At 45.1% G+C, this 11,728-nt stretch carries 13 protein-coding genes; 4 read left to right on the forward strand and 9 right to left on the reverse strand.

Annotated features, from left to right (window positions below):
* Positions 1-154: 154 nt before the first annotated feature.
* The 8 genes from HMPREF0670_RS00005 to HMPREF0670_RS00035 all read right to left on the reverse strand — a co-directional run bounded on the left by HMPREF0670_RS00005 (position 155) and on the right by HMPREF0670_RS00035 (position 7,975).
* Entirely contained in the window at positions 155-514 is a 360-nt protein-coding gene (locus HMPREF0670_RS00005; protein ID WP_009229106.1) for an Imm10 family immunity protein, read from the reverse strand.
* A 136-nt stretch (positions 515-650) separates the two neighbouring features.
* Positions 651-887 carry a hypothetical protein gene (locus HMPREF0670_RS16900; protein WP_232213821.1) on the reverse strand — a complete coding sequence of 79 codons (237 nt, stop codon included), beginning with the start codon at positions 885-887 and terminating at the stop codon, positions 651-653.
* A gap of 852 nt (positions 888-1,739) precedes the next feature.
* Positions 1,740-2,117, reverse strand: coding sequence for a hypothetical protein (locus HMPREF0670_RS00015; protein WP_009229108.1), 378 nt, complete (start codon positions 2,115-2,117; stop codon positions 1,740-1,742).
* 464 nt (positions 2,118-2,581) lie between these two features.
* Entirely contained in the window at positions 2,582-2,755 is a 174-nt protein-coding gene (locus HMPREF0670_RS16605; protein WP_009229109.1) for a hypothetical protein, read from the reverse strand.
* A gap of 63 nt (positions 2,756-2,818) precedes the next feature.
* Complete coding sequence (locus HMPREF0670_RS00020) at positions 2,819-4,744, reverse strand: hypothetical protein (protein WP_157579484.1); 1,926 nt, start codon at positions 4,742-4,744, stop codon at positions 2,819-2,821.
* 227 nt (positions 4,745-4,971) lie between these two features.
* The gene (locus HMPREF0670_RS00025) at positions 4,972-6,093 is read right to left on the reverse strand and encodes a glycosyl transferase (RefSeq protein WP_009229111.1); all 1,122 of its coding nucleotides are present in this window, start codon (positions 6,091-6,093) and stop codon (positions 4,972-4,974) included.
* Entirely contained in the window at positions 6,090-7,031 is a 942-nt protein-coding gene (locus HMPREF0670_RS00030) for a glycosyltransferase family 2 protein (RefSeq protein ID WP_009229112.1), read from the reverse strand. The genes HMPREF0670_RS00025 and HMPREF0670_RS00030 overlap by 4 nt, the downstream gene beginning before the upstream one ends.
* Entirely contained in the window at positions 7,028-7,975 is a 948-nt protein-coding gene (locus tag HMPREF0670_RS00035; RefSeq protein ID WP_009229113.1) for a glycosyltransferase family 2 protein, read from the reverse strand. The genes HMPREF0670_RS00030 and HMPREF0670_RS00035 overlap by 4 nt, the downstream gene beginning before the upstream one ends.
* A 309-nt stretch (positions 7,976-8,284) precedes the next feature.
* Between HMPREF0670_RS00035 and HMPREF0670_RS00040 the strand changes: the two genes are divergently transcribed.
* The 4 genes from HMPREF0670_RS00040 to HMPREF0670_RS00055 are packed head-to-tail and all read left to right on the forward strand — an operon-like array spanning position 8,285 to position 11,535.
* Positions 8,285-9,736 (forward strand): oligosaccharide flippase family protein, encoded by a 1,452-nt coding sequence (locus HMPREF0670_RS00040; protein WP_044077516.1) that lies wholly within the window; start codon positions 8,285-8,287, stop codon positions 9,734-9,736.
* 20 nt (positions 9,737-9,756) lie between these two features.
* Entirely contained in the window at positions 9,757-10,761 is a 1,005-nt protein-coding gene (locus HMPREF0670_RS00045; RefSeq protein WP_009229115.1) for a glycosyltransferase family 2 protein, read from the forward strand.
* 39 nt (positions 10,762-10,800) lie between these two features.
* Positions 10,801-11,094 carry a tetratricopeptide repeat protein gene (locus tag HMPREF0670_RS00050; protein WP_009229116.1) on the forward strand — a complete coding sequence of 98 codons (294 nt, stop codon included), beginning with the start codon at positions 10,801-10,803 and terminating at the stop codon, positions 11,092-11,094.
* Between the two features lie 27 nt (positions 11,095-11,121).
* The gene (locus tag HMPREF0670_RS00055; RefSeq protein WP_009229117.1) at positions 11,122-11,535 is read left to right on the forward strand and encodes a DUF2750 domain-containing protein; all 414 of its coding nucleotides are present in this window, start codon (positions 11,122-11,124) and stop codon (positions 11,533-11,535) included.
* On the opposite strand, the gene HMPREF0670_RS16905 is transcribed toward HMPREF0670_RS00055, so the two are convergent.
* Positions 11,526-11,728 (reverse strand): hypothetical protein (locus HMPREF0670_RS16905; protein ID WP_232213822.1); only part of this gene is annotated, 203 nt, incomplete at its 5' end. The two genes, HMPREF0670_RS00055 and HMPREF0670_RS16905, sit on opposite strands and share 10 nt — an antisense overlap.

Consider the following 11,728-nt stretch of genomic DNA (forward strand, 5'->3'; position numbering starts at 1 on the left):
TACGAAAGCCCTGAGTGCGAACGTCGCACTCAGGGCTTGTTCGTTTTTGGGAGTTAGTGAGGGCTTAGGTTTGTGAGTTAATGAGTTTGTGCTTTTGTCTTCGGTTTATACAATTCCCCAAGGGCAACTAACATGTCTTACATTATCGTAAGTATTACAGCTTAGTTGTTAATAGCTCTTTGAATATCTCTTTACTATACTCAACGAAACGCTTGTTTAGTTTTACATCACTTAAATCTACCACAATGATGCTGTCTTGTACTTCAAAGACAACAGTTTCGTAGGTCAAACTTACCGATTTGCAAGTGTTATAAGTAACATCACCATTACATTCTGCATATATCCCATTTAGTTCAGATTCTGGGTCATCGTCCTCCCCCAATGTTATAGGCCTTTGGAAAAGGATATAGTTCTTATAATCAAATTTATCATCGGCTAATCCAACCATATAATAGTTGTCTTTTTTATTTCTACTTGCAGTAATAGCTTTTGCTTTAAATTCCAGTCTAAACATAAGTAATGTTATTAGTGTTATACGTTGGCAGAATTAGTCTCTCACTTAGCCATTCCGACAAGGGAATAAATAAGGTAAATCGTTCTGTCCTGTCTGTTGTACTAAATTATTCTTTTTCAAATGTCTCTTCTATATTTTACTGATGAAGATGTGTCCCTTCTCTGTTGCACAACCATGACAGCCGCTCTACCAAGATGGATTGTTGGCTTTCCCCAAAAGCGTCATCACGTATGTCAATACCTAGCTTAATGCAGTAGGAAATAAGTGCATCTTTATCTAATCTTCGTTTTATCATTTTTTGTTGATACAGCTCTTTGTCTTCAAATGGTTGGATTTCCCCTTGGCAGAGAAATTTCCATTTGGGGTCTTTCATTGCATAGACAGTACGTACTTTTTCCCCTTTTCTATGTAACTAAACGCATTCATTGCATCATGTGTGTCGTTTGTGCTGATTTGAAAGCAATAGGCTTTTATTCTTAAAGCCTTGGAGATTTGATAGGCTAACGAACTTAATCCATCTGAATAGTTTGAGAACATTATACACTTGTTCTCACATGTCCTTGGAGTGAAGAAATATAGCTTTTCAAAATGCGCACCTCCTTTAAGCGGACTTGTTTCGTATAGGTCGAACTTAAATGGCGTGCGTGTTATTTTGTACTTTTCACTGTTTCCCCATCTTTTCTGAATGTAGCCCTTTATTTGTTCTAATGGACAATCTAGGCATGTGAAAGTGAAATACTCGAATTGATTTATACGCATAGTTTCCTTGGTGAAGGTGTGAATGTGCTTTTACCATACCACTATCGTAAGTGAATAAGCATCTTTTCCGTTAAAATAGTCAAGGTGGCCGTAATATGCCCTTGCAAGGCGGCCAATAGTTTATAACGATTAACGCCCTGTTCGGTTTTTTATTGCGTTGAAAGTCTGTGAAAAGGTGGTCTTTTCACTAACCGGTAGCAGGTTAATGACTTTAAGATGCTTTCTAATGATTGATATGAGTTACAATATTTGGTTGTTGTTGATGCGTTTTCACCTATATGTTTGATTTCAGAGGATTTGTTGGTATAATGGTGTGGAAAAGTTGTGGCCGACTTTTCTTATACGAAAGCCCTGAGTGCAAACGTCGCACTCAGGGCTTGTTCGTTTTATGGATTCCTGATGGTTGCTTATAATGCAATTTCAAGCGGTTTGTTGTATTGAAGGTGCATTATGCCGAGTGGGTAAGCTAGTCGGCCCAGAACACGCCATTGTTAAGGTCGACATCGTAACAATCCCAGTTCTCTGGGTTTTCGTTATTAAATGAAGTTCCCTCTTTGCTACGAGTATTGTCGCCCTTGGTGTATTCCATCTTTGATGTCTTGTCGACTAGGTTACTGTGTGCATCGCTCCATTCAGGGCTGTTGCTATAAGTAACGGTTCCGTCTGCATTAAACGTAACTCTTACATTTAGGAAAAGCTCGGCTTTTTTCCTTGCTTCGTCTTCCATGTATTGTTTATTCCAGATTATGCCTTCCAGTTCTTTGTCTTCGTTTGAGTTTAAAGTCAATTTTACGCACAAAACGATGGCGATTATAACTATTCCGACAAATCCTAATGTTTTCATGTTCTTTGATTAATATAGTTTATTGAAGTGAGGTTTGTCCAAGGTGTTGGAGTGAGACAGGTAATAAAGTGCGGACAACTAGCGTCACCTAAACGTACAATAGGGATGTAACAAGAATGATGCTTACACGTCATTACCTTTGTGTCTGTAACATGTTATTATATCATAGGCATTCGTTTTTTGGTATTACGGCTGCAAAGTTACAAATTTACTTTAATACTACCGCACTTTTTTAGATATATGTAACGGATTATGAATGTTAATTTGCCGAGTTGCATCAAGGGGTTAAATACCTGGGTGCGCTACACAATAGTATTGGTATGTGTGAATATTGCCAAGTTTATGCTGTGCAACTACCATTTGATTATTTGACTGTTACATGAGTTAGCAGCCATTTGTTGGTCGTTCCAACGATAGCAACCCAAAGGTACTAGGACTGTATTAACTGCAACTTGCGCACTCGCTTACATGTCGTTATTTTCGTAGTTGTCGAAGTCGACGGCGCGCTTTGCATCTGCTTGCGATGCATCTCCACGTTCAGTTCCAGGGCTTAGGCTAGTGCCTTTCGAGCCGCATAGGAACATAACCTTAATACATAGCAAACCAATGGTTGGTTTTTTGTAGATGTTCTTTTTCATAGGATGATTATTTGCTGTTTGTTATGGGATGAGAATGTTTAAGATATAGACTACATCTGTAATCTACCGAATTAGTATTTTCTTGTTTCGCCGCACATATACCTGCCCCGCTTGTCGCTGCTCTTTCTTTATGCACCTTCCGTCTAGCGTGTACCATGTTTCGTTTTCTTCATCGCGCTGTTCTTTATGCGGGAGTTCAACAACGGTTGTCTCGTTGGCTACGAATTGGTATTGTTTAGCAGCAGCGGCAGAAGAAAACTTAAAATAAGCCCTTAGCCCAGGCATTGTGCGAGCGTTGTTGGCTGGTAAGAATAGTTTATTGCCCTGTAAAAACTGCTCGGTATCGTCGGCTGCGAGTTCTTTTGCGTTGTATGTTCCACAAAACGACACCCCATCGTGCGTAACCATGCTTGCGTAAGGGGCGATAATGTCGGTGTTTGGCATTGTCCACGACTTAATGTTGTTAGCGGTTCTTAGTAGATAAGGCACGCCTGCTTGTAGTTGTGTTACAGGTTTGAAGTGCAGTTTGTTGTTTGAAACAGCCGAGAACGCCATCAAGGTATGATCTCCGAACGCCTCTTTTAGCTCTGTCGCACTCATGTCGAACGGAAGGCAAATGGTGTTCCAACGTTCTGCTTTCAGTTTCCGTTTAACTACAACAGCTGTGTTTGTGGTCGTGATAATGGTGTTTTGTGGTTTTCCTTCGTCCAAAACAAGTTCTTTCCTTATTCCATCGCGTTGTAGTGGGATAAAGTAAATTTCCCCTTCTTTAAAGGTATAGAACAAGCCCGTGAGCGTGTGATAGGTTTGTTTCGTTGGTAAGGTAAATGTTAAGTTAAACGCACGGAGCAACTCTAAGCTATGTCCGTTCACCATCAGTTCTGCTTTACCCGTCCTACCTCTTACCTTTACCGCGACATTGGGCTGATAACCAAAGACGCAATCGTCTAGGTTTAGTTTCGTGCAATCTAATTCTGTCGGTGTCGGTGGCTCTTTATGTTCTACTTGTACGTGGCCTGTACCATCGTTTTCAACCATCAATACGGGAAAATAGTTGCGTACGAACTTGCCAAGTACAAATCCCGACAGTACGTCGCCTGTTTGAAAAGGCATGGTGTTGTTGAACTTTAAAGCCAAACAACCCGTTTTATCACGAACGAATGCCCACTTATTGCGAGCGAATACCACTTCGGCCGCGTTTAAAGAAAGGTTGTACAGGCTTTCTGTGTCGTGTTTCTTGTTAAATTCACGAATGTTTGCGGCCCCTTTAATTCCACTCCAACATCTCATCACACATGTTGTCATGCTGGGTGCATGTCTCTCATCGCCCAAATAAACGGCCGTGAGTGTGGTTGTACCAGTTGCAATGGGTGTGGCATTGGTGCCGTCGGCATTGAGTTCCAGTATTTTATTATTGCCCGAAAGGAACATCAAATTGTTGTTATCGGCCCCTTCTATATGTGGAACAGGTAGTTTGTCGCCTTTAAAGAAGTCGTAGGCTGGTTGAACAAAGCTTATCGATGTTGGTTGCTTAGGCGAAACGTCGGCCAAATGCACCTCGATACGTTCGAGCCTCAGCACTTCTTGACTATTGTTCGTTATTTCCATTTGGCGCGATTGCCCCACCCAAGCCTGCCCTTCTTGTTGGAAATAACCCGAAGGGGTGGTAAACTGCTCAGAACGAAGAGGGGTTGCGCCTTTGGCAACGTGCAGTACAACCTTTGTGATACATTTGTTGGAAAGCGACTTCCCTAGCAATCTGTTGCCAGGGTTGAGCAATAGCGTATGTGTTTTTGGGTTTACCGTTGGGTTGCCTTTGCCTTCGCCTTTCGGGAAAATGAGTTGGCAATGCTTACTTTCCTTGTCGGTATTGGTGTGATTGGCATAATCGAAAGTTTCGATAATGTTTTGTGCCTTTGCCGTTGTGCCGACAGTGAAAAACAAAAGCAGAAGTAGCTTGTTTATAAGTTGATGAGTTTGTGAATTCATGAGTTTAGCTTTTGAGTTCATTGTTTTTTTGACTTCATGAGTTTGTTCTTTTTTGAGTTTACGAGTTTATAAGTTTGTTTACGTGTTGATGATTTTTTGAGTTTGAAGGGTGGTGAGTTCTTGTGTCTTCTGCCTTTTTCTCTGTGGTAGGTTCGGATTTTTGCAGAATGAGCCACAAAGCGATAAAACTTAAACTCATCAACCAGTAAACTTTCCAACTCATAAACTTACTCTTCTGATGGCACATTGTCGGCTAGTTCTGCCGTGTATAGTTGCACATATTGTTGTGCCACCTTTACGTAATCGTGGTGTTTGGCTACGTATTCCACACTTTGGCGTTTGTGTCGCATCAGTTTCTCCTTGTCGGCAATGGCCTGTTCTAGCTTAATGTACACGTCTTCTTCGTTTGGCAGTACGTTTATTATAGGCCGCAAATGCGTTTCGCCTAGCAGTTCGTAGCCCTCTGGTTCGCCTCCGCCAACGCAAACAATGCCCTTGCTCATGGCCAAAAGGGGGTTCATTGATGGGGTATAGCTATAAAGTTGGTCTAAAATAAGGTCGCTGTTTTCCATCAGTCGTTGGTATTCGGCAAAAGGAACCGACTCTACCTTCACCAATTCCACTTCGTTTGTATGCTTTTCTACCAACCGAAGGGCGGCAGCAAGCATTATGTCGGTGCCCTTGTAGGCATGTCGCGACTTGTTGATGCCGATGAAAATCTTAACCTTTTGCCCGATAGGTGCGATGGTTGCAGGCGGACATGGCATCTTAATGGGGTAGGGAATGAAAACGGTTTTATGGGGGAAAAGTGGCTGATAACACACCCAATACTCGTAAAGCCCCGTGATAATGCCGTCGCAATCGTGCGCGATATACTTGTTTAGCCGTTCTTTGCTCGTGCCAATCCAGTCGGCTGTTTCCTTTAAGGCATCTTCGTTTTGCCTTAGTTCGTTGCCAAGGTTAAAGTCGCTATATCGTAAAGACTTGCGTGTTCGGCATTCGTTCACCCAATAGTAGTCCATGCCAAAGGCGCAGAGAAACACGCGCTTGTTGTGTTTGCGCAGGTAGCGATACAGCGAAAACAGCCTTTCGGCCTTCATTTCAACGAATATGGGGTTGATAAGCTGCACCACATCATAGCCTCGCAACTTGGGCAATGCCCACAAAAGGCGAAGTGAAAAGCTTATTTTGCCCCACAGCCCCGCAGTGCGTTTGAGGTCGATGTCGCGCGGATAGTCTTTCCAAAAGTCGCCGTTAGAGGCCACCGTAACTTGATGTCCCAGCTGTCGCATCCCTTGGGCCAAGGCATTGTGCACGTTGCTGTATTCGCCTAGCAGTAAAATCTTCATGAAACAACCTTTGGTAACACCCTACAAAGAATGCGCCTGCCTGCTTTGAAGTTGGTAAAACGTCTGAACCATTGGTACTTTTGGCTGTAAGGCTTGTCGGGAAGTGGGAACAAACCATTGCGATGCAGACGCGCTACACATTTTTCCAGATGCCTAGGCGAACGCGTGTCGACGATGATTTTGTACAGATAGTCCATCGTTAGCTGTGCCACACGTCTTTGTAAGGCGTCTCTATTGGCCGTTGGTCCCGTTGCCGCCATCTTTTTAAGTTGCATGATAACGTCTTCCAAGTCGCTTAGCCGTTTGGCAACGCTCTTGATGTCGTGTCGCTGAGTGATAGAACCCTCGCGTTTTCGGTAGAAATAGGCGTGGGCATTGGTAACAAATACGCGTTCGGCACGTAGCAATAGCTGTGGCGTAAATTCTTCGTCTTCGTGGTATATGCCTTTTCGAAAGCGCAACGAACCGGCAAGTTGCCGTTTAAAAAGGTAGCCCCAGGCAGCTGCATGCAGATTGTTGTGGCGCATATAGCGTGCTCCGTCTATAGGTCCTTCGTAGTGTGTGGGAACGTTTTTGGGGGTGTTTTGTGTTTGATTAAACATCACCACATCGGGTTCTTGATAGCGCATGATGTCTAGACAGTGCTCGTAAGGTGCGCGCAACAAGTAATCGTCGGCATCGATAAATTGCACATACTCGCCAGTGGCGAGTCTTAGGCCAGTGTTCCTGGCATGGCTTAGTCCGCCGTTCTTTTGTCTAACGTAGATAATGTGGTCTTGAATGTCGCGCAAATCGTTGATGGGCGAATAGCCAGAACCATCGTCAACGACAATAATCTCGCGCTCTTCATTGCTCAGCGACAGCGACAGTATGCTGTCCAAACATTGCCTGAGCATGTTTAAGGGTTCGTTGTGATAGGGAATGATAAAGCTAATCATTTTGTTTTCATGAAACGGTGTAACAATAGATGTATTTGGCATAAACTCTTTATGCCGAAAACCTTAATCCAAAAGGCTTTGGCGCGCGTGGCAAAGGGCATAGGGGCTTTTAGCACGAAGTGCCAACTTAGCGGATGCCGAGCCAGCCTAATGGTGGTGTCGCCTTTGCGGTAAAGGTCTATTTGCATGTTAAGCAAATGCAGGTGAAAGCGTGCTTGGGCCTCGCTTGTGCAGCCGTTGGGCGGTATGATGCTTTTTCGCACGCGCATGTTCCACACCAACAGTTGCGCCAATTCGTAGGCACTGGCCTTTTGGGTGATGCCTTCTGGGTTCAGCCAGTAGTGGTATGCGCCTTGGTTAATGGTAAGTATGTTGCCTGCTTTGGCCAAAAGGCGCGCCGTGGTGATAAGGTCTTCGAACACTTTACCTTCGGGAAACCGCACATTGGCAAAGAGATTGGCACGCCACAGCTTGTTCCAAGCATAAGCATGCAGGTAGCCTTGCTCTTCATACCAATAAAGTGCAGGCTTATGATGCTCTTGTTCGGCAAAGGTGAGCAGCTGTTCGTGTTGCGAAAGCCAACCCTTCAACACGGGAAACTCCACGATGTTGCATTGCGGATGTTGCGCAAAGGCATCGGCGGCGGCCTGAAACGTGTTGGGCGCGATAGCGTCGTCGGCATCAACAAAGGCCAAGAAGTCGCCCTTAGCATGTGCGATACCCGTATTGCGAGCCTTGCTCAGTCCGCCATTGGGTTGGTGCAGCACCGTTATTCGGCTGTCTTTTTCGGCCCACGCATTGCATTTTTGCGCGCTACCATCGGTAGAACCATCATCAACAAGCAGCACTTCCATATTGTCAAACGTCTGTTTGAGCACGCTCTCTACACAGCGGTCGAGTGTGTGCAGCATGTTATATACAGGTATGACAACACTTATTTGCATGAGGTTTTATTTACAAAGTTACATTAAAAAGTAATAATGACCAAAATTTTTCGTTGTTATAGTAAAAAAGATTGGGTTATTGTAAATAATCGCCTGTAAGCTGCAAAGCTGCACCCTACCTAGGCATGCGCCAATACAAGTACCTTGTAGTGGGGCTACAAGCGGCTTGTACAGACACTACAAACGGCTTGTAGTGCCACTACAAATGGCTTGTAGCCCCACTACAAAGGGCTTTGTACAGATGCGTTGCAGAGAAAGCTGAGGGCAGACGAAGGCTTAAAGCCACTTCTTTTTTTACTAGATTTAAGAATGAAACAACAGAAAAAGACAAACGGCTATGCGCACATACTGAAATATATGGGTGTGTTCGGCAGTGTTCAGGGGGTGACAATCGGCTTGGGTATTATCCGAAACAAGTTGGTGGCCGTGCTTATTGGGCCTGCCGGCGTGGGCATTATATCCCTATTTAACTCGGCCATAACCTTGCTTACCAACACGTCTAACTTGGGGTTGGGCGTTAGTGGGGTGCGCAATGTGGCGGAGGCTTACGAGGCAAACGATGGGCAACGCCTCGATTCGGCTGTTTCTACACTCCGCTTTTGGGCTTTCTTAACGGGTTTCTTGGGTATGTCGCTGTGCCTTGTGCTTAGTGTATGGCTCAGCCAGATCACGTTTTCGGACAGCGTTCACACCGTAGATTTCTTGCTGCTTTCGCCCATTGTGGCCCTTTCGTGCATCACCGTGGGCGAGACGGCCCTATTGAAAGGTGCGCGAATGCTGCGTAGTTTGGCCCAACTTACCATTGCCAGTCTGGCACTTACCATCTTGATAACTATTCCCTTGTACTATATCTATCGCGAGGCAGCCATTGTTCCGTCGCTTATAGTTGCGGCTTTGGTGCAGATGGGTGTAACACTGGCTTGCTCGTTCAGGGCATTTCCGCTGCGACTGAATTGGAACAGCGAGCATTTTCGTTCGGGTAGCGCGATGATAAAGCTGGGCTTGGCTTTTACGCTAGCAGGCATATTGGGCAACGGGGCCGACCTTTTTATTCGTAGCTTTCTTAACAAAACGGCCTCTATCGAAACCGTTGGCCTGTATAATGCCGGCTATATGCTTTCTGTGGTGTATGCCTCCACGCTGTTTTCGGCGTTAGAGGCCGACTTTTTTCCGCGCATCTCGGCCGTAAACCGATTTCAATATACCATGAACGTGCTTGTAAACCGCCAAATAGAGGTGGGCTTGCTCATTGTTGGGCCGTTGTTGGTGGTGTTCGTTTTGGCGTTGCCCGTTCTTGTTCCGCTGTTGTATAGCAGTGCCTTTGCTGGGGTTGTGGTCATGGTTCAGGTGCTTAGTTTCAACATTTTCTTTCGGGCGATAAGTCTTCCGTTAGAATATATCGCGCTGGCAAAGGGCGATTCGCGAACCTACCTGCTGCTCGAAGTGGCCTACGACTTGGCTTTTGTGGCGGCCGTTATCGGCGGAATGCACTTAGGCGGATTGTGGGGCGTGGGCTTGTGCCTATCGGTAATGAGCCTGCTTAACCTCGCTTTGGTGGCGTGTGTGGTGCAAAGTAAGTTCGGTTATTGCATGCGCCGCAGCGTTTTCCGCAACATCGGGCTGCAATTGCCTTGGCTTGTCTTGGCCTATGCCACCACATTTGTACACAACATGTCGGTTTATTGCCTCGTTGGTCTTGCGTTGGTTGGCATCAGTTCGTACTTGTCTGTTGGCGCATTGCGAAAGAAAACAAAACATTAAAACTTAGAAATACAAAGATAATGCCCAAAGTTTCTGTACTGGTTGCCGTGTATAATGCGGAAAAATACCTGCGAGCGTGTCTCGACTCGCTGTTAAATCAGAGTTTGAAAGACATCGAGGTGGTATGTGTAGACGACGCCTCGACCGATAATTCACTGGCGTTGCTGAACGAATATGCGGCGAATGACAGCCGATTGAAGGTGGCGACGCTGGCTAAAAACTCAGGCATTTCGCACACACGCAACGTGGCTTTGGGCATGTCTACGGGCGAATACGTGTGCATGGTCGATTCGGACGATTGGCTCTCGGCCGATGCTTTGCAGCTTGCTGCCGAGGTGCTCGACACAGAACAAGGGGTGGATTGCGTGCTTTTCGACTTTATCATTGCCGAACGCGACGATGTTCTGGGCACATATACGCGCCAACGGCGGTATAACTCGATGCCGTTCAGTCGCATTAGCGGCCTTCGCGCTTGCGAATTGAGCCTTGATTGGCGCATTCATGGGCTTTATATGATAAGGCGTGCCATACATCTACAATATCCTTATGATGAGAGTAGCCCTGTGTATAGCGACGAAAACACCACGCGCGTGCATTATTGGGCATCGCGAGAGGTGGTGCAATGCGCGGGAAAGTATTTCTATCGCCAGCATGCAGAGTCGGCCACGCATGCGCCTAACCTGAATAAGTATTATCGTTTGGACGCTTACAAAAGCCTGAAACAATTTTTGCAGAGCCATACCGACACCCGTTTTCTGTGCGCACGATTTGAAAACATGCGGTGGCTAACGGTTGTAGACCTATATTTTGAGTACTACAAAACGCGGCGGCAATTGTCGCAAGCAGAGCAACAAACGGTGAAAAAGCGTTTGAAAGCGGCTTGGCAAGACATCGACCACTCTTTACTTAGCGGCAAAGATACGCGCAAGTTTGGGTATATGCCCCTCCGCTTTTCGTGGTTGGCGTTTAGAATACAAGAAGAATTGTATTTCTTCGTTAGGGCAATGCGCGATAAAATGAGGTAAGATAGGCAATGAAAACCATTAAAAACGGCAAAGCTGGGTATGGATATAATCAATGATTTTGAAGTTCAGTTTTATAAGGCACTACGCCTTTTAGACCTCGGTAAAACAGAACAGGCCTCAAAAATACTAGAAAACGTAGTTGCCGAGGCAGCCAAAATGCAGAACAACCTTTTCTTTATAAGGGCGAGTTGTGTGCTAGGCGAGTTGCTGTTTGCGACTGGTAAGTACAACGAGGCTAGGAGATATTTGACACAAGTGATAGAAACGCCCTGTCAAGATGATGTTGTGGATTATGAAAAGAACCTTGCCGAAGATATCTTAGGCAGGTTATAAAAAAATGCCTTTAAACAAGACAGGGCAATGAAAACAGAAAAATACAAGACAACTGATCAAGAATTTGAGGCGATAATAAAGTTAACGCCCCAGCAACGCTATGTTTATTTTGTAAAACGAATATGCGATTGGGAAGAGATATGGACGTTGTATAAGGACGATTGCATTGTGCTGAACGAAGACAAACATGGTGTTTTGTTTGCACTTCTTTTCCCTTTCGAGTCTTTTGCCTCTTTCTATGCCACAAGAACAGTAAGCTTGCAGAATGATTTGTGTAAGTGTTTTACTTTGGACGAGTTTCTCTCTACTATCGTAAACAAGCTGTTAGCGAATAACATTGCCTCTGCTTTAGTGTTTCCCGTACCCAATGGATTTGGACTGAACGTTCCATTGACAAGGCTTATCGCCGACATACACAAAGAATTGGAAAACTACGAGTAGCCAATTGCCTTTTCTGCAATTGTTATACGAACGTTTTCGTTAAGCCAAATGAACAACGTCGAGCTTGCTCGAACATTGTCATGGCGAGAAAACGCACTTTTCGAGGAACGAGAAAAGAACGTTTTCGTTAAGCCAAATGGACAACGTCGAGCTTGCTCGAACATTGTCATGGCGAGAAAACGCACTTTTCGAG

The sequence above is a fragment of the Prevotella sp. oral taxon 317 str. F0108 genome (genome assembly GCF_000162415.1).
GTDB classification, from domain to species: Bacteria; Bacteroidota; Bacteroidia; order Bacteroidales; family Bacteroidaceae; genus Prevotella; species Prevotella conceptionensis.